The organism is Allofournierella sp., from assembly GCF_048388525.1.
GTDB lineage: Bacteria > Bacillota > Clostridia > Oscillospirales > Ruminococcaceae > BQOK01.
Window position 1 is genome coordinate 1 of sequence record NZ_DBGCTQ010000016.1, and the last position, 18,672, is coordinate 18,672.

Here is an 18,672-nt window from a genome sequence, read left to right on the forward strand (position 1 = left end):
CGCACACATGCATTTATTTTAACACACAAGGGGCCTGTTTACCAGCAAAATGCCGCCAGCCAGCGTTTTTTGCACCGCTTTTGCCCATTGTGTGGTATACTGGAACCATGAAACCAGAAAGGGGGCCTGTGCATGCCCATCGACCGCCGGTTCGCGGTGCTCATCGACGCGGACAATGTATCGGATAAATATGTTAAGATCATACTGGACGAGGTGTCCAACGAGGGGGTGGCCAACTACAAGCGCATTTACGGCAACTGGACCAGCCCAAACATGGCCAGCTGGAAAAACGTTCTGCTGGACCACTCGATCACGCCCATCCAGCAATACAGCTATACCACCGGCAAAAACGCCACCGACTCGGCCATGATCATTGACGCAATGGACATTTTATATTCCGGCAAGGTCGAGGGCTTTTGCCTGGTCTCGTCCGACAGCGATTTTACCCGCCTCGCCAGCCGCCTGCGCGAGGGCGGCATGATGGTGATCGGCATGGGCGAGCGCAAAACGCCCAAGCCTTTTATCGCCGCCTGCAACATGTTCCGCTATCTGGACGTGCTGGCCGCGGCCGACGCCGCGCCTGGCCCGGGGGCCGCGCAGCAGCCCGCGCCGGCCCCGGCCGCGCCCCGGTCAGAGGCGGCCCAGCCCCCGGAGCCCGCCGAGGCGGCGGGGGCCGAAGCGCCCGCCCGCGCGGCCAAAAAAAGGCCCGCCAAAAAGAAGCCCGCCGCCCCGCCGCCCCCGCCGCAGGAGGACCCGGAGCTCACCGCCATGCGGGCGGCCATCCGGGCCATCGTGGCCGAGCAGTCGGACGAAGACGACTGGATGGGCGTGAGCATGATCGGCAACATCCTGGTCAAGCGCTACCCGGACTTCGATGTGCGCAATTTCGGCTTCTCCAAGCTCACGCCCTTCGTCAAATCCCTCGGCATCTTCGAGGTCAAGACCGAGCAGAACAAGGATCACACCCACCAGGCCTACGTGCGCATCAAATAAGCGCCGCCGCAAGAAAGGAGCCAGCTCCATGAACAACGTGCGCATCACCGTGCTGAAAGTCGCCTTCGACGAAGCCCTGGCCGCGCGGTATCTCACCGACGGGGCGGCGGCCGGCCCCTGCCCGTATTTCCGGCCGGGCGACACCTTTTTGTACGGGGGCGGCGCCCAGATGCCTGCGGGCTTTTGCCCCTGGGCCTGGGTCGATATCTACGCCAACCTCAGCGCGCTGGCCGCGGGCGGCACCTACACCCCCTGGAACAACGCCGAGGGCGAGACCGTCGTCTGCTGCACCGACGGCATCCGCCCCGTGTCGTTCGAGCTCAAGGCCCTTTGAACGGGCGCCCGGTTTTTAAAAGCCTCCCTTTAAACGGCCCTTCTTCTTTATTCCCGTGGGCGGCCCAAACAGCGAACTAAAAACAATCTATTTTTCCAAAAGAGGAACGCCATGCAGTGGCGTTCCTCTTTTGCTTGTTTGCCCCAGGGCTCACACTGTTCCCTCCCCCCGGCAAGGCTCCCATAAAATACATGGACAAAATTACGGCGATTTGCGCAGATGATTGATAACTAAATCCATGCAAATTATAATAATCACACAGTCTTTTTCAAGAATCGGGTGATAAAATGTCATCAAATGTCAAAATCGACGTCCCCAATGAAATCTGGCCCTTTGATCGGGACGTTACATTCCGGCTGGTCAAATGCGGCCGCGAGCGGTGCCTGGCCGACAAAAAAGAGGAGAGCGGCCAGCGGATCTATTTCAGCCTGCATTACGTGCTGCGCGGCGAGGGTTATCTGTCGGTGGGCGGCGAAACGCTCCATGTCGGCAAGGGCAGTATTTTTCTGATCCGTCCCGGCGAGGACATTGTTTATTATCCCGATAAAAACGACCCTTGGGAATTTCTTTGGGTCGACTTTATCGGGGAAAATTTGGGCCCAATTTTTACAAGCTGCGGGCTGGGCGAAGCCCAGCATTATATCAAACCAAAAGCCCCCGCGGCCAGCGATTATTTCAAAAAAATGGTCGACGCTCACTTCGAGCGGGGCGAATTGTTTGAAAGCACATTGTTCCTCATTCAAATTCTGTTTTCACTCGCCAAAGAAAATGCGGCGCGCCCTCAAAAGAACATTAACAAGATCGTTCGGGAGGCCATTATCTTTATTAACGATAATTACTCCATCGAAATTTCGCTCGACATTGTGGCCAAAAGCGTGGGCACCAGCCCAAACCACCTTGTAAACGCATTCACCGCGGAGGTGGGGCTTTCGCCCATGAGGTATCTTACACTGTTTCGCATTGCCAATGCCTGCGACCTGCTTCGCAAAAACAAATACAGCGTCAAAGAAGTCAGCAGCCTTGTGGGCTACAAGGACCCTCTCTATTTTTCCCGGTGCTTTTCCGAACTCAAGGGCATCCCGCCGCGGGATTATTCCAGGCAATGCCCGGAAGATGACCCTTGGGAGTTTATCAAAAAGTCCAACATCGATCTGGACGACAGAAAGGGGAACTATTTATCAAAATAGAGGTTAACGGAAACGGGATCAATATAAACGGCAAACCGGAAATTCTGTTGTGCGCTTCCTTCTTTTACTTTCGCATCAAAAAGAAAGAATGGAGGGCCCGGGCAAAACTGATCGCCTCGCTGGGCTATAACTGTGTGGACGTGTATTTCCCCTGGAACTATCACGAAACGGCCCCCGGTGAATTCGATTTTTCCGGCGAGCGTGATATAGATCATTTCCTGCAGATCTGCGAGGAAAACAATTTGTATGTCATGGCAAGGCCCGGCCCCTACATCTGCTCGGAATGGGACGGCGGCGGCCTGCCGGCCTGGGTGCTCTGTGACTCAGACATCCGCCAAAACGAGCCCCGCTACTTACGGCAGGTCCAGCGCTGGTACGATCAGATCCTGCCCCTCCTCGCCCCCCATCAGCGCACTGTGCGGGATACCGGCTGTGTCATCCTGCTGCAGCTGGAAAACGAGCTGGATTTTTTCGACTGTAAGGATGTGGGCGGCTATGTGAAGCGCCTGCGGGACATGGCGCTTTGCCGCCAGATCACCGTTCCCCTGTTCACCTGTGCCGGTCAGGGCGATATTAAACGCAGCGGCGGGCTGACCGGGGGCGTGCTTCCCGCCTATAATTTCTATCCCTCCTTTACCGATCCGGTCTTCGACCACGCCCTCGCCCGGTACGCCGAATATCTGCAAAAAAAGGGCGCGGCTTTTTTGGTCAGCGAAACCTCCAAAAGCCATCACATCCTCAAGCGGGAACTGCTGGCAGGTGCAAAGCTGCTGGGCGCCTACAACCAGGTCGGCGGAACAAATTTCGGGTATTACCAATCCGTCAACAACTGGGGCGATCCGCTTTCCCTCATCAGCACCCTGTACGAGCTGGACGGCATGATCGACAACCTGGGCCGCTGCACCCCCGAGGCGGATGAAGCGCTGCTGTTCTCGGAAATGCTCCGCATTTATGGAATTGCCCTTGCAAGAGCGGCGTTCTGCAAAATGGAACCGCCCTTCCCCTCGGCGGACGAAACGCTGTGCGCCACAAATGCGCTGGCCCTGGCAGACGGCAATGGTTTTTTGCTCTGTGCCCGCAGCGTGCGGGAAATGCCCGCCGTTCTTCACAGCCGTTTGGGCCGGCAGGAATTCGAGCTTTCCCTTGCAGCCGGCGAAGCGGTCGCGCTTCCCTATCAGCTCAAAACAGGCGGCTGCACCATCGTGTTTTCCAACAACGAAATTTTCTCCCTCAAGCCGCTTGTGTTTATAGAGCGCAGCAAACCGTTTCTGCTGCTTGAAAAGGGCGCAAAGCAGATCCTTGTTACCCAAAGCGGCTGCTATGAAGGGATCGAGGTTTCGTTTATTCCCAGGGAAGAAGCGATCAGCCGTATTAAGGCCGGCCGCGGGCTTGCGCTCACCTATGCCAACGCTCTTGCGCCCCGCCCTGTAACAGAATGCCTGGCCGGCCGCTTTGTGAACCGCGGCGAGTTTGCAAAAGCCGAAAGCTCCCTGTTTTCCTCCAACCAGATTTGGTATGGGCAGGTGGAATACCGCATTCTGAACCCGCTGGGCGAAACGGGCGACCTGTTTTTCCAGGGCGTGGCAGATTTTTTAACGGTGCACTGCGGCGGCGAGACCGTTTTTTCCGGGCTGTGCGCAGGCGGGGATGTGATCCTGCCGGGCAGCGGCCAGGTGAGAGCCCTGGTGGAGCAATGGGGCCACAGCAATTTCGACGATGCCCGAAGGCGTTCCCTGCGCATCGCTTCCCCCCGCGGGGTCGAGAAGATTTTCCGCATCCGTTCCCGGCAGGAGCTGAACCGGTGGAGCTTCACCGAAGTGGACAGCTTTTCCCCCACGGTAAAGATCGAGCCCTGCGAAACGGATCCCCATATCTCCATCAATCACTGGAATTCCACCCATGAACCGCTGTTTGCCGCCTATTACACCGAGATCGTGCCGCAGGCGCAGCCGGGCGAGGAGCTTGTGCTGGTGCTGGAGGGCATGGAGGCGGAGTGCAATTTGTTCATCAACGGCAGCTTTGTGGCCCGTTTTTCCGAGAGCCGGTCCAGCATCAATGTAACCGGGTTCCTTGGCCCCGGCACAAAAAACCTGATCGCCCTTTGCGTCCGAAAAAGAAATTGGGCGGTCCAAACCGGCCGCCTGTGGCTGCTGCGGGTGATCCCCTGCGAGTTTGAGCTGCGGCGGGTCGATCACCGCCAGGTTTACAGCACCCCTCTCGAGCCGGCGCGGCTGCCGCTGCGCCTGGAGCGGGGCAAACAATACGCCCTGTGCCTGGAAACGCCCCTGGAGCGGGACGCCTACGGCCTTGCCGGTGGAAGCGGCTACCGCGCAACCGTGCTGCAAGCCGGTGAGGTGATCGCCCGGATCGTGGCAAAAAGCGAAAAGATCGCGCAGGCAGGCTCGCACAACAGCTCCCAGTTTTTGATCCCGGGTGTCTTGTGTCCGGACCGTAAACTTTATTTTTTCCTGGAAGCCATGGAAGACGGCTGCTTTAAATTTGCAATAGACGAGGGTGTTTATGAAAACGATTAACATACGAACCGGCTGCCCGCAGCAGACCATCGAGGGCTGGGGCACCTCACTGTGCTGGTGGGCCAACGCGGCGGGCGGCTGGACCATGCGCGGCCCATCGGGCCGCACCAGGCGGGAAGAGCTGATGCAGGCGATTTTTTCGGCGCAGGGGCTGAACTTCAACATCGTCCGCTACAACATCGGCGCAGGCGATAACCCAGCGGAAGAGCAGCACATGTTCCACTTCCGGGGGATGCCCTGCTTCCAGCCGCAGGAGGGCGGCGCATTCAGCAAAACCGCCGACCAGCGGCAGGTTTGGGTCCTGCGGCGGGCAGCCCAGCTTCGCCGGAGCGATCTGATCACCGAGGTGTTTGTCAATTCACCCCCCTGGTGGATGACCAATTCGCAGTGCAGCGCCGGTAACCTGCAGGCCTGCAGCGAGAATCTGTCCCCGCTTCGCTATGGCGAGTTTATAGACTATTGCGTGCGCGTGCTGGATTACCTCACCGGCGACTGCAAGCTCCGGGTGGACTATTTCTCCCCCATGAACGAGCCGGCGTCGGATTATTGGGCAAAAGGGCAGCGGCAAGAGGGGAATAAGGTGCTGCCCGGGGCGCACCAGAGCCTGCTGCTGGAAACCGCGCACCGCAAGCTGCAGCAGCGCCACCCGGGGATCCAGATCGCCGGCACCGACGAAACCAACCCCACAGTGGCGCTGGAAAGCTATCAAAGCCTGAGCGAACCCGTCAGGCAGGGCATTCTCCGCAAAATCAATTATCACCACTACCTCGAAGACGACAGCGCGCTGGCCGCGCTTTGCCGCATCGCCTATCCAAACGGCTTTTCCCACCCCCGCTGCCGGCTTTGGATGGACGAGGTCTGTTACGGCGAGGGAGAGGATGACTTCGGGCTTGCCCAACGGCTCAGCCGGGCGATCCATAAGGACCTCAACCTGGCGCACGCCAGCGCATGGGTGATCTGGCAGGCCATGGACACCCTGTCCGACAACATTGCCCGGCACAGCCATTGGGGCCTGATCGAAGGGATGTATCAGGATCCCCTTAATAACGAACTGGCAGGCACGCTGGACGTCAGCCAAATGGGGTACAAGCTGGGCGACACCATCTTCACCATGCAGTATTACGTAATGGGGCATTACTCAAAGTATATTCTTCCAGGGTATTCCATTTTGGAAAACGACGGTGATGCGTTTTACTGTGTGGCCGCCGTGAGCCCGGGTGGGAACACGCTGGTGGTCATTCTCTGCAACCTGCAAAACGCACCCCAAACACTCGAGCTCACTTTGGGCGGCTTTGTTCCCCAAACGGCAGAAATAATCGTTTCCACCAACACCGCGCAGTGGCAAAGGGCCGAGCTGCCGCCGGGACGGTTCACACAGGTTGAATTGCAGCCAAGCTCCATCACAACGCTGCGGTTTACACGCTGAGGGCAGATAAAATCTTGACCCCCAAGATTTTAGCAGAACATATTTAAAGGAGGAATTCGAATGACAAAACAAGCAAAAAAAGCAAGACGGCCTCTGGCAGGTCTGGCATTGCTGCTGGCAGTAAGCCTCGGCTTTGCCGGGTGCGGCCAGCCCCGGTCCGGCAGCGCCGCGCCGGGTTCACAGGGAGCGGCCTCCCAAGGGCAGGCCGCCAGCGCCACCACCATCAAAATTGTAATGGACAACACCTCCACCGACCAGTACGCCCAGCTCTTCCAAACCATCGCCGATGAACTGGGCATCACCATCGACCTTGTGGTAGCGCCCGGCAACTACGAGCAGTTCCTTCAAACACAGCTGCAATCCAGCGAAAAGCCGGATCTGTTCAAGCTCAACGGCCAGTACTTAACAAGCTTTGTCAAGGACGGCCTGGCCACCGATCTGAACGCCTATTTTACCGGCGCGTGGAAAACACAGCTGGAAGATTGGGATCTGCTCACAAAGGGCACCTTCGACCAATGCCGCCGGGCAAAAGATAACCCCGTGCAAAGGTCTTCCGATTCCACCGATCCCCTCTGGGCCATCCCCTTTGATTCCGGCTGCCAAAGCTTCGGCATCAACCGGGGCGCGATCCAAAATACCCCGGCCCTCAGCGCAAAGGTCGAGGCCCTGGTGAGCAGCGGCGCGATTCCCTGCAAGCCCTGGGAGGTGGGCATGGACGGCCAGGTCGAAGCCTACACCTATTCCGAATTCGCGGCGCTTCTCGCGGGCCTGCAGGAAGTCATCGACGCCGGCGCGCTGACCGGCCCCGCCGAAAATCTCAAATACGCCCTCCAGGGCGGCGACGCACTCAAGCTGCTCACCTATTCCGCAGGGGGCTCGTTCCTGAACAGCAGCTTCGACACGGTCACCCTCGCCGACGACGGTGTGGTACAGGCGGCATTTTTCCTCAAGGACGGCATGAACAAAGGCTATATCGACCCCATGTCGGACGGCGGCGAGGGCTGGAACAACTGGGTGTCCGGCATGTACCTGTTCGACGCGAACACCGGCACCTGGGAAAACGGAACGTATCTTGAAAACGGCATGGATGTTCCCATGATGCCGATCCCTGTTCCCGACGGCGCGGACCGCAGCAAGTGGGTCAGCGGGCAGACAGGCTCCTGCATGGTCCTGCGCAGCGGCTCGCCCAACGAGGAAACAGCCGCCAGGGTTATGGGCGCTTTCCTCTCCCGCAGCTCCGAGGCGTTCCAGCTGGAAAACGCAATGAACGTGCCCATGTACGATGACTCCTGGGATGCGTATATCAACCAAAACGATGCTGGCAGCGGCGTGTACCCCTACGACGCCAACTGTAAAAATGTTTACAACCGGATCATCAGCGGGAAAAACGGCCAGGTCCAGGAGACCTATTATACGGTCGGCCGCACCTGGTGGAACACCTTTATGACCAATTATACCAACAGCTTCTGCCTGGACGGCAGCATCGTCACACAGGAGGACGTTTTCAATTGGATGCTGGTCCAGCAGCCTCAGATCCAAACGCTTTTGGAAGCGGGAACCTGACCGGACCACCCTGTGTATGACCCTGTTCTCCATGCCTGAAACAGGATCGCCGTTTGGGAAGCGGTAAATATTGCGACCTTGCGCTCTGCGATATTTACCGCTTCCCCCTTTGATGAAAACGCAGTGTAAGATGGGCCCGCGGCGCAACATTAGGAGGCCAAGTATGAAATTGAAACCCACAAAACTAAATCAAAAGGACGCTGTGTGGGGGTTGCTTTTTGTGTCGGTTCCCGTGCTGTCTGTGATTCTTTTTGTATTTTTGCCCGCCCTGTTTTCCATCTATATCTCTCTGATGGAATGGAACGGCTTTATCCCCGTTGAACAGGCGCAGTTTGTCGGCTTCAAAAACTTTGCCGCCTTTCTCCCGAACGGGATCTATGCCGGCGAATTCCGCAACGCGGTTTTTGTAACGGTCGTTTTAATGCTGTCTGTCCCGCTTCATATCATCATCGCGTTTCTTTTGGCTTACGCGCTGAACCGAAAAGAAACCCGCCTGAAAAGCCCCCTGCGGCTGAGTTATTTTATGCCTTTCATCTCCAGCGCGGTGGCCATCACGCTGGTGTTCAAAAATTTGTTCGATCAAAACGGGGTCGTCAATGCCTGCCTCGGCCTGTTCGGGGCCGAAGCCCTGCACTGGCTGCAATCTCCGGGGCTCTCCCGGGTGGTCATTCTGGTGATGCTGGTCTGGCGCAACATCGGCTACACCATGCTTTTGTATCTGGGCGGGCTGCAGGGGATCTCGGCCGAAATCTACGAAGCTGCAAAAATCGACGGCGCGGGCTTTTTTCAAACGATCAAAAACATCACGCTGCCCGCGCTGAAAAACATCTCCTTTTTCCTGGTGGTCACCAACGTAATCAGCGGGCTGCAAATCTATACGGAACCGGCGATCCTTTTCCAGAACAGTCTGGGAAAAGGCCCAATGAACGGCACCGAAACCATGATGGTGTTTCTGATGCAGATTTATTCCGGCAACAACCTGGGGCTGGCCAGCGCCATCTCCTGGGCGATCACCCTGCTCATCCTTCTGGCAACCTTCGTCCAGTTTTTATATCGAAAAAGGGGGGAACGCCATGCATAAGCCGAAAATGCGGCCCGCTGCCAGAAAAAAAGGCGGTGAGCTGGTTCTTTTGCTGTTCCTTGCCGCCTTCGGGTTTTGCATGCTCTACCCGTTTCTCTGGATGTTTTTCACCTCCTTCAAACCGCTGAACCAGGTTTATACCTCGGGTCTGCTGCGGCACGACTGGGTGTTTCAAAACTACGCCGAGGTGTGGGGCAAGGTGAATATTCTGAGCGGGCTCAAGGCCAGCGCCGTTTTTTCCGTTGGGCTGACCGTGTCGCAGATGCTCACCTCCGCCATGGCCGGGTACGCCTTTTCCAAAATCAGGTTTCCGCTGCGCAACGCCTGCTTTTCTATTCTGCTCGCTTCCATGGCAATTCCCTATGTCACGATCATGCTGCCCCAGTTCATGATGCTGGAGCGGTTCGGTTTGGTAACGAACGGCCCCTGGGGCTATATCATTCCCCGGCTTGCCGGCGGGGCGGCCACCATCTTTTTTGTGCGCCAATACTGCTATGGTATCCCGGACTCTCTGATCGAAAGTGCAAAGATCGACGGCGCCGGGCAGGGCAGGATCTTTTTCCGTATCATCCTTCCGCTGCTGGTGCCTGTCGTCACCATTCAGGGGTTGTTCCAATTCATTTATATCTGGAACGATTACCTGGGGCCCTCGATCTTTTTGATCGACCAGGATTGGTGGACCATCCAGCTTTTCGTTGCGCGGTTCAGCTCGGGGCAGATCGGTTCGGCGGGTGCGGCCAACATCCCCATGCAGATGACGGTTGCCGTAATCGTGACCCTTCCGCTGCTGGCGCTGTTTTTCTACGCGCAGAAATACATCGTGAATTCCGTCATCGCTTCCGGGGTTAAGGAATAAGAAAGGCCCCCTGCGGGCAGGGGGCTCAATATAGAAAGCGCGCCCGCTGCGGGCGCGCTTTCTTTTGTGGTGCATCAGCATTCTAGCGGCTCTGTTTCGGGCATGCGGTCCAACTGGCGCGGGGCGCTCTCTTCGTCCGGAATGCCGGAAAGGTAACTGGCGCTGCCCAAAAGGCCCATCACCTTGGCAAGGCTCAGCTTGCCCGCCCAGTACCCCTGGGCCGCCATCATGTAGGCGGCCGAGCGGCGGATGGCTTTTTCCAGCAATTCGTCGATCCCGTCCTCCATCGCCTCGCCGGTAAAAGGGTGGCACCAGCGGTCGGGCAGCTCGCCGTCCGGCCGCGCCTCGGTGCCGTAAAGCCGCGCGGGGGTCATGTGTGCGGTAATAAAGCCCCTCCCCCCGAACAGCGGCTCCACCAGCCAAAAAAAGGCGTACTTGATCTTCAGGCGGCTCACAAACATCCGCCGCATCCGCCGGGTGTGCCAAAAGGCGTCGGCCAGCGCTTCCCGGCTCACCTCCACGCCCAGCGCCTCCCGGATGCCCTGCTGCAAAAGGGCCCCCGCCCCGGCCAGCGCCGCGCCCGTGAGCTTGGGGGTGTTGGCTTTCACGGGCACCGCCCGGTTGCCGGTGTCCTGCTCGTGCAGAAAGCTGTCCAGCGCGATCTCAAAATAGCCGTGGCCGCCGGGCCGGGCGTAGGGCTGGCCCTCGCCGCACAGATACACCACATAGGGGTGGATGGTGCAGTCGGTGGCGTAGTGGGCCAGAAAGCCCAGCACATAGCTGCGCTGGCTGGGGGTCTGCGCGTTCTCGATCAGGCTCTGCAAAAAAGTGCCCGTGTTCTCGTTGTGCAGCCGCTCTCCGATCAGGGGCAGGTTTTCGCCCCGGTTTTCGGCCCTGCGCCACACCCGGTAGCAAAACAGCATATCCGGCCCATTGGCGCCGCAGCCAAAGGCCGCCTCGTCACTCACAATGGAAAGCCCCGCTAGCTTGGCCGCCGCCCGGGCGGTCCGGATATGGGTATAGCCCTCGGGCATAAAGGTCACCTGCCTCACCCCGGCAGCACCGGGCAAAATTGTAAAGGGCGGGGCGCCGGCCCCGCCCTTTTATTGTACACTGGTTTTAAAAAATTCTCAATTGGTTTCTTCGCCCTTTTTCTTCATATACCGGGGCAGCACAAAAAAGTACAGCCCGCCGCCGATAAAGAAGATCAGCAGCACGCTCAGAATGCCCCAGGGGGCCGACTGGGCATTGATCTGGGCCAGCAGCGCCTCGCTGGCGGTGGCGCGGGTGGCGCCCGCGTTTTTTAGCAGCACATCCGCCGCAAGGGCGCTGGTCCACCCCACCAGGGCCGGCCCTATGATGGCCGAGAACTTGCCAAAGATATCGTAAAAGCCAAAAAATTCGCCCGTGCGCTTTTTGTCCGGGATCATTTTGCCGAACATGCTGCGCGAAAGCGCCTGGATACCGCCCTGGCTGGTGGCCACCACGATGGCCATCACCCAGAACTGCCACACGTCCCGCAAAAAGAAGCCGAACACGGTCACGCCCATGTAAATGCAGATCCCCACCCCCACCATGGTGCGCGCGCCGTATTTTTCGCTGAGCTTGATGTACAAAAGGCAGAAGGGCAGCCCCAGTACCTGCACCAGCAGAAGCGCCAACAGCATGCTGGTGGAGTCCAGCCCCAGGGTGTCGCCGTAACTGGTGGACATATGGATGATGGTGTTCACGCCGTCAATGTAGAAAAAGTACGCGATCAGGAACACGAACATCGCCTTGTAGTTCACGATCTCCTTCACCGTGCCCCACAGGCCCCGCAGCGCCTTGCCCACCGCGCCCTTTTCCCGCTCCTCGTAGCTCAGTTGCTCCACGTTTTTCAGCAGCGGAAAACTGAACACCAGCCACCACACGGCGGTCAGGCCAAAGGCGAACGACAGGCAGAACAGCATTTTTTCGCTGCCCAGCACCAGGTTCATGATCAAAAAGGTCAGCAGGGGGATGGTGGAGCCGCCGATGTATCCCAGGCCGTAGCCCATGGTGGACACCTTGTCCATGCGGTCCCCGGTGGTCACGTCGTTCAAAAAGCTGTCGTAATAAAGGTTTGCGCCCGCAAAGCCGATGGTGGAAAGGATGTACAGCGCCAGCACCGCCAGCCCCACCTTTTCGGCCACGCCGGGGGTCATAAAATCCAGTTGCGGGGTCACTGCAAGGCCCACGCAGCTCACCACGCCCACCAGCATGAAAGCGGTGAAAAGCTTTTTGCGCATGCCTTTAAAATCCCCGAACACGCCCAGCACCGGCGCCAGCAGCGCCACAATAGCCATGGCCGCGCTGGTGGCATAGCCCCAGGTGGTCATGCCGGACGCCGCGTCCGCCATATAGCCCACCACTGTGTTGTAAAAGATCGGCAGGATGGTGACCACAATCACCGAATGGGCGCTGTTGGCCCAATCGTACATCATCCAGCTTTTTTCCTGTTTGGTATAACCGCTCAACAACTTCATGTTCCACCTCGGCACGCTCGTTTTGGGGGCGGCTGGGCCGCCCCGGTTGCGTCCTTACTATAAAGTGTAACACTTTGAAGTTCAAAACACAATAAAACCCCTGTAAAATCTACAGGGGTTTTGTTGTGTATTTTGTTACCCGGGCTTTATAAACGCGGGGCGTCACGCCGCGGCGTCCATGCCGTCCGCGCCGCCCTCGCCGTCTGCCGGGGGCTCGCTCTGCGCATCCGGCTCCGCCTGCGGCTCGCTTTCCTCGCCCAGGCCGTAGTCTGCCAGGGCTGCCTGGTAACCGTTTTGGTAAGCCTCGTCCTGCGCCTGCTCTTTTGCCATCTGCTGGCGCATCTCTTCCTCGTAGGCGGCCTTATTGGCCCAGGCCTGGGCGTCGTACCAGTAGCTGTCGCCGTCCGCGTCGGTCACATAAATCTCGTGGCTCACATGGCGTGCAAAGTCGTCGCCCGCGGCGTTCAGCGAAAAGGTGCCGTACAGCGTCGCCTCCCAGCGGTCGGTGTCGCTCTGGGCATACAGGTTCACGTCGTTCACGCCGTTCTGGCGCAGCACCGGCAGCACCTTTTCCCCTGCCGCCACAAACGCCGCCTCTTCCTTGAAATCGCCGCTCAGGGTCAGGTTGGCGTGCACCTGGTCCTGCATCGTCAGCTCCGAAACGGTCATGTCCTTATCAAATTCCATACCGCTCAGGTTCACGTACACATCGCAGTCGCTCACCCCAAGGCCGCTCAGCTCCTCGTACAGCTTCTGTTCCAGCTCGTGGGCCAGGCGGTACTCGGTCAGGTCGCGCTCAGGCCCGTAATACTTCCAGAACACCGGCACGCAGGCGGCGGCCAGGCTGGCGCAGATCAGGGTAAAGCACACGAGCATGCTCAAAAAATCGTACTTCAGGCGGCTGCTGCCGTGGCGGGCGGTCACCCACAGGATCTCCAGCCCCAGGGCCACCAGCACCAGCGGGGCCATTTTCGCCACGGTTACAATGTCAAAGTTCGGCATCACAAAGCTGGCGGTGATGCAAAGGCCGGTTAAAATCAGCGCCACGCCCAGGGTAAAGGTACCCACCCGGCGCACCGGGGGCTTGTCGGGCTTCGGGGCCTGCCCGCCCCGGCCCTTTTTACCGGCCGGGGCCGGCTGTGCAAACACGGGGTCGGGCACGGCGTCTTCCGGCACCGGCGGCACCGGCGCGGCGGGCGCGGGGCCGTCGGCCAGGGTGGGGGGCGTAAACTCCTCCGGAATGGGTGTGCCCGGCAGGCTCAGTTCAATTTTGTCGTTCATGGCGTTACTCCTTCGGCTCGGCGCCCTTGAATTCGGTAAAGTCCTCGGCGGGGGCGGCGCTGCGCTTTCCGCCTTTCACCAGCCACAGGCCCACCACGATCAGGGCAACGGCCACCAGCAGGTTGGGCACGCCGTTGATCAGGCTGGTGAGAACATTATAGAAGATGCTCTCGTAACCGAACAGGCGGGCCAGGTTCCACAGCCAGGGGCTCACAAAGTTGTTGTAGATCGCAAACACGCCCAGCAGCACCAGCGCCCAGCCGATCAGGTGGTGCCGTTTTGCCAGCAGCCGGTCCAAGTCGCCGCCCACGCCGTTCAGGTGGTACAGGTAGTCGTCCGGCGGGGCGACCCCCATGGTGAGCTGGCTGCGCAGGTTCAGGGTGTCAAAAAAGCTGTACATGTACAGGATCAGGCAGGGGAACACCAGCACGTCCATGCCCATGAACGCCGCCAGCATAAAGGGCACCACCACCAGCAGGCCCATCGAAAGCCCGCGTTTCATATAACCCTGGTACATCTGGCCCGCTCCGGGGATAAAGGCAAAGCACACGGTCCAAAATCCACTTTTTCTCATAACGTTATTTCCTCCTTAAGCTTCCGGGGCCGCATTGCCGCCGAACAGGTTGTTGAGTAGCTTGCTGATGCTGAAATCGCGGGGGGCTTTCGCACCCTGAGGCTGGGGGGTTGCCTGGGGCTTTGCCGTGGGGGCCGGCGTGGCCTCGGGTTTCGCTTGCTGATCCGCCTCGGGGGTTGCCTCCGGCTTTGCCGGATCCGTCTGCTGGTCGTTTTGCGCCGGTTTTTGCTGCGGTGCGGGCCGCAGGCCGGCCAGCCAGCCGTTGATGGCTCCGGTCAGCACATTCTGGGGTATTTTGGGCCCCTCGGTGTCGGTCACGGCCGGCCGCTGCTGGGGCTCAGCCTGGGGGGTGCGGGTGGCAAAGGCTTCGGCCGCGCCGGTCAGCACGCCGCTGTACCACAGCGTGCCCGCGATCATCACAGCCGCGGCAGCCGCGGTGTAGCGGCTTACCAGCACCTTTACGGCCCTCTGGCGCAGCCTGCGCATCACCGGCAGAGTAACGCTCTGCTCCGGCTCCACCTGCACGTCCTCCACAAGCAGGTCGGTGTAACGCACAAGGCATTCATCGCAGAAACTCAGGTGCTCCGCCGCTTCCAGGCGGCTGGTCTCATTCAAGGTACCTTGAATGAGGGCCTTAAGGCCCTCATTGCTGAGGTGCCCGTTTTCCAGAAACAATTCGCTCATCGCCTTGCGCTCCTTTCCAATATTTTTTGCTGCAGCATCTTTTTTGCCCGGAACAGCTGGGTGTGCACCGTCTTGGGGGGGCGGCGCAGCGCCTGGCTGATCTCCTCCACGCTGCGCTCCTCCAAAAAGTACAGCACGGAGACCTGTAAGTAGGGCTCCTTGAGCTGGCGTACCATCTGGCGGATGGCCTCCGCCTCCGCCTCGCTCACGGTCAGGTCCTCGGGGGTTTCGGGCGGCGCGCCGGAAACCTGGGGTGTTTCCGGCATGGCCTCGTCGCCGGGGGCCGACACGCGTCGGTTCCAGGCGCTTTTCAGGTGGTCCCTTGCCTTGTTTGTGGCAATGCGGGCCAGCCAGGGCTTGTAATTTTCGGGCGGGCAGTCGTCCATGTGGGAATAGGCGGCCACAAAGGTATCCTGCGTAAGGTCCTCGGCAAGCTGATGATCCCGCACCAGCTGGTAGCACACGGTATAAACCAGCTTTTGATATTGCTCCACCAGTGTGCTGAATTGTGCATTGGTCACGCTGCCGCCTCACCGCCTTCCCCACAAAGCCATGCGAGCGTTTGGAACGTCCGCATTTCTTCCCGCTCTGCCTACGTAACGAGGGCGCAAGACGGGTTTCTTCAAATTTTTCAAAAAAATTGCAGCCGGATATTTCTTCCTGTGCCGCAGGCTCTGCCCTGTTTTTTTACAGGGTCTGCCAAAGCTATTATACCGGTTTCGCCCTTTCGCGGCAACCGGGGGCGCCGGGGCAAAAAAGCGGCCGCGGTCTGGTGCCGCCTGCTTTTTTGCACACCCGCGCAGGCTGCCCCCAACAGGCACGGCGCGGCTTGCGTTTCAAACGAACCGTTTTACTCCTGGGCAGCAAAACAGCGCCCCCCAAATGGGGGGCGCTGTAAACTGCAAACCGTCAGGCAGGCTCCTTTTCGCCCATCAGCCAGGTAACCCAGCCGCCCGCCGCGCCCAGCACCAGGCCCACGATCAGGCCTATGGCGCTGAAGCTCTCCAGCGCGCCCGAGGAATACAAAATGCCGAACGGGCTCGCCACGATCAGCCCAATAATCGCCGCATAGGTCTGGCTGGGGAATTTTTTAAACAGCCACTCAATGAGCTTGGCAATCAGGAAAATGCCCAGCACCACACCCACGCCAAAGGGCACCAAAAGGCCCACACAGTGGCCCAGGGCCGCCCAGTCGCGGGCCAGCAGGCTGTCCAGCAGGCCGGTGACCTGCGCCAGAATGGTGCTGTAATAGCCCAGCACCATCAGCACCATGCTGCCGGATACCCCGGGGATTACCATGGTGGCGCTGGCGATCACGCCCAGCAGGAACAAAATCACCGCGCTGCCCACCGAAAGGCTCATGGCCTTTACCGCGCCCTCGCTGCCCTGCAACAGGGGCAGGCCCACCCCCACCGCCAGCAGCAGCGCAAAACAGGCGACCTCGGCCGCGCCCAGGCGCCCGCCGGGCTTTTTGGAAACGCTGCCCTTCAGGTGCACCCACAAAACGGGCACGCCCCCCAAAATCAGCCCCACAAAGGTCAGGCAGGTGGCCAGCACATGGTATTCCAGCAAATATTCCAGCAGTTTGCCGAAGCCCACAATGCCCGCGCCCATGCCGATCAGCAGGGGCAGAAGGAACAGCAGGTTCCTTTTAAAATCCTTGAACAGGTTGCTCACCGCGCCGATAAGCTTGTCATAAATGCCCATCGACACCGCCATGGTGCCGCCGGACACGCCGGGGATGATGTTGGCAATGCCGATCACGATGCCCCGCAGAAGATCCAAAATGGCTTTCATATTTTGTAAAGTCCCCTTAACAAAATGGTGTGTGCAGCGCCCTGGGCGCCGCCGTATACTTTATTACTATACCCCGCCCCGGGACCGAATGCAAGTAAAATCCGGGTAAAGCCCCCGCTCACAGCTCCAGCTCCAGGCCCACCGGGCAGTGGTCGCTGCCCATGTAGTCGGCAAAGATCAGGCTGTCCTTCACCGCGCTTTGCAGCCGCCCGCTCACGATAAAGTAGTCGATGCGCCAGCCCGCATTGTTTTTACGGGCGCCGAATTTATAGCTCCACCAGGTGTAGGCGCCGGTGCGCGCGGGGTAGAGCGCGCGGAAGGAATCCACAAAGCCCGCCGCCAAAAGCTCGGTCATTTTTCCCCGCTCCTGGTCTGAAAAGCAGGCGCTGCCCCGGTTCGTCTTGGGGTTTTTCAGGTCGATCTCCTCATGCGCCACGTTCATGTCCCCGCACAGCACCACCGGCTTTTCGGCATCCAGCGCCAGCAGGTAGGCGCGCAGGTCATCCTCCCACTGCATCCGGTAATCAATGCGCGCCAGCCCCTCCTGGGCGTTGGGCACATACACGTTCACCAAAAAGAACCGTTCAAACTCCAGCGTGATGGCCCGGCCCTCGTGGCTGTGCTCCTCTTTGCCAATGCCGTACCGCACCGAGAGGGGCTGCGTCCTGCACCAGCAGGCCGTGCCGGAATACCCCTTTTTTTCAGCGCTGTTCCAGTAGGCGGTGTAGCCCTCGGGGGCAAAGTCCGCCTCGCCGGGCTGGCATTTGGTCTCCTGCACGCAGAACACATCCGCATTTAATGCGGCAAACTGGGCCGCAAACTCCTTGCGCAGCACAGCCCGCAGGCCGTTCACATTCCAACTGATCAGTCGCATGTGTAATTTCCTTTCTTTATTAAGAGATCAGGTTCAGCACCGCCAGCAGCGCAAAGCAGATGATCCAGGTCAGCATGCCCGGGTTCAAAAGCGCGGCCGCCGCCGGGTGGCCGGGCAGCGCGGGGGAGCGGGCAAAGTGCAGGCCGCGGCGCAGCTGCACAAAAAAGCCGATCCCCATGCCGATCACCGCCAGCATCGCCCAGCCGAGGAAAGCCGTGAACGCCAGGCTGTTTTCCAGGGGCAGCAGCACGCACACGCTGAGAAAATTCATCAAAAAGTGCAGCAGCACGCCGTACAGCACGCTGCCCGTGCGGCACACCAAAAACGCCAGGCAGCAGCCCATCACAAAGGCGTAAAAGAACTGTTCCAGGTTTCCGTGGTAGGTGCCGAACAAAAAGCCGGACAGCAGGATATACGGCCCCTCGCCAAAGCGGATGAGCTTTTTGTATAGGTAACCCCGGAACACCAACTCCTCGCACACCGCAGGCAGCACCGCCACCAGCAAAAAGCCCCACAGCGGGGGCAGCCCCTCCAGCAGCGTGTTCACCCGGCCTGCCGTCAGGCCGCCGCCCGCCAGCAGCCGCAGCAGCATCAGCAGCACCACAGTCACAAGGTTTGCCAGGTACGAACCGGCATAGGCGATGCACCCCAGCCGCGCAAAGCACCCGGGGGTCAAAGGCCGCCGGGGGATGAGCGGCATCGGCGCGCAGCTGGGCACAAAGCGCCCCAGCAGCAGCAAAAAAGGCAGCCCCGCCAGGTAAATGGCCCCATCGTTCAGCAGCATGGCCCAGGTGGCGTTGCCGCCCGGCCAGCTCCAGCCGAACCTGGCCGCCAGCGCGTACACGCCGTTCACCACGCCCCAGCTTGCCCCCGTCATCAGGGTAAGCCCAAACGCCAAAAAGCTCACCGTTTTGGCAAAGCCCGGCGCCCTTTTTTCCTTTGGCATGCCGCCGCCCCCCTTTCCGCCCGTTTGGTATAGTGTAC

At 59.5% G+C, this 18,672-nt stretch carries 17 protein-coding genes; 8 read left to right on the plus strand and 9 right to left on the minus strand.

Going from position 1 to position 18,672, the window contains the following annotated elements:
- Nucleotides 1-132: 132 nt before the first annotated feature.
- The 8 genes from ACMLHZ_RS01620 to ACMLHZ_RS01655 all read left to right on the plus strand — a co-directional run bounded on the left by ACMLHZ_RS01620 (nt 133) and on the right by ACMLHZ_RS01655 (nt 9,974).
- Nucleotides 133-993 carry an NYN domain-containing protein gene (locus ACMLHZ_RS01620; protein WP_418666069.1) on the plus strand — a complete coding sequence of 287 codons (861 nt, stop codon included), beginning with the start codon at nt 133-135 and terminating at the stop codon, nt 991-993.
- A gap of 28 nt (nt 994-1,021) precedes the next feature.
- On the plus strand, nt 1,022-1,327 hold the full coding sequence (locus ACMLHZ_RS01625) for a TIGR04076 family protein (protein WP_418666070.1): 306 nt from the start codon (nt 1,022-1,024) through the stop codon (nt 1,325-1,327).
- 287 nt (nt 1,328-1,614) lie between these two features.
- Complete coding sequence (locus ACMLHZ_RS01630) at nt 1,615-2,514, plus strand: helix-turn-helix domain-containing protein (protein WP_418666071.1); 900 nt, start codon at nt 1,615-1,617, stop codon at nt 2,512-2,514.
- Entirely contained in the window at nt 2,448-5,048 is a 2,601-nt protein-coding gene (locus tag ACMLHZ_RS01635) for a beta-galactosidase (RefSeq protein WP_418666072.1), read from the plus strand. The genes ACMLHZ_RS01630 and ACMLHZ_RS01635 overlap by 67 nt, the downstream gene beginning before the upstream one ends.
- Nucleotides 5,035-6,474 (plus strand): glycoside hydrolase, encoded by a 1,440-nt coding sequence (locus ACMLHZ_RS01640; RefSeq protein ID WP_418666073.1) that lies wholly within the window; start codon nt 5,035-5,037, stop codon nt 6,472-6,474. The genes ACMLHZ_RS01635 and ACMLHZ_RS01640 overlap by 14 nt, the downstream gene beginning before the upstream one ends.
- 60 nt (nt 6,475-6,534) lie before the next feature.
- Entirely contained in the window at nt 6,535-8,037 is a 1,503-nt protein-coding gene (locus ACMLHZ_RS01645) for an ABC transporter substrate-binding protein (protein WP_418666074.1), read from the plus strand.
- A 163-nt stretch (nt 8,038-8,200) separates the two neighbouring features.
- Nucleotides 8,201-9,118, plus strand: coding sequence for a carbohydrate ABC transporter permease (locus tag ACMLHZ_RS01650; protein ID WP_418666075.1), 918 nt, complete (start codon nt 8,201-8,203; stop codon nt 9,116-9,118).
- A complete protein-coding gene (locus ACMLHZ_RS01655) occupies nt 9,111-9,974 on the plus strand; it encodes a carbohydrate ABC transporter permease (protein WP_418666076.1) in 864 nt (287 codons plus the stop codon). The genes ACMLHZ_RS01650 and ACMLHZ_RS01655 overlap by 8 nt, the downstream gene beginning before the upstream one ends.
- A gap of 74 nt (nt 9,975-10,048) precedes the next feature.
- On the opposite strand, the gene ACMLHZ_RS01660 is transcribed toward ACMLHZ_RS01655, so the two are convergent.
- The 9 genes from ACMLHZ_RS01660 to ACMLHZ_RS01700 all read right to left on the minus strand — a co-directional run bounded on the left by ACMLHZ_RS01660 (nt 10,049) and on the right by ACMLHZ_RS01700 (nt 18,634).
- On the minus strand, nt 10,049-11,008 hold the full coding sequence (locus ACMLHZ_RS01660; protein ID WP_418666077.1) for a zinc dependent phospholipase C family protein: 960 nt from the start codon (nt 11,006-11,008) through the stop codon (nt 10,049-10,051).
- Between the two features lie 96 nt (nt 11,009-11,104).
- Complete coding sequence (locus ACMLHZ_RS01665) at nt 11,105-12,478, minus strand: MFS transporter (protein WP_418666078.1); 1,374 nt, start codon at nt 12,476-12,478, stop codon at nt 11,105-11,107.
- A gap of 162 nt (nt 12,479-12,640) precedes the next feature.
- Entirely contained in the window at nt 12,641-13,759 is a 1,119-nt protein-coding gene (locus tag ACMLHZ_RS01670) for a hypothetical protein (protein WP_418666079.1), read from the minus strand.
- Between the two features lie 4 nt (nt 13,760-13,763).
- On the minus strand, nt 13,764-14,333 hold the full coding sequence (locus ACMLHZ_RS01675) for a hypothetical protein (protein ID WP_418666080.1): 570 nt from the start codon (nt 14,331-14,333) through the stop codon (nt 13,764-13,766).
- A 15-nt stretch (nt 14,334-14,348) separates the two neighbouring features.
- Entirely contained in the window at nt 14,349-15,017 is a 669-nt protein-coding gene (locus ACMLHZ_RS01680) for a hypothetical protein (protein ID WP_418666081.1), read from the minus strand.
- On the minus strand, nt 15,014-15,538 hold the full coding sequence (locus tag ACMLHZ_RS01685) for an RNA polymerase sigma factor (protein ID WP_418666082.1): 525 nt from the start codon (nt 15,536-15,538) through the stop codon (nt 15,014-15,016). The genes ACMLHZ_RS01680 and ACMLHZ_RS01685 overlap by 4 nt, the downstream gene beginning before the upstream one ends.
- Nucleotides 15,539-15,926: 388 nt before the next feature.
- Nucleotides 15,927-16,814: a DUF368 domain-containing protein gene (locus tag ACMLHZ_RS01690; RefSeq protein ID WP_418666083.1), complete on the minus strand. Its 888-nt coding sequence runs from the start codon at nt 16,812-16,814 to the stop codon at nt 15,927-15,929.
- A 118-nt stretch (nt 16,815-16,932) separates the two neighbouring features.
- Nucleotides 16,933-17,688, minus strand: coding sequence for an exodeoxyribonuclease III (locus ACMLHZ_RS01695; protein WP_418666084.1), 756 nt, complete (start codon nt 17,686-17,688; stop codon nt 16,933-16,935).
- A gap of 19 nt (nt 17,689-17,707) precedes the next feature.
- A complete protein-coding gene (locus ACMLHZ_RS01700) occupies nt 17,708-18,634 on the minus strand; it encodes a type II CAAX prenyl endopeptidase Rce1 family protein (RefSeq protein ID WP_418666085.1) in 927 nt (308 codons plus the stop codon).
- Nucleotides 18,635-18,672: the final 38 nt, after the last annotated feature.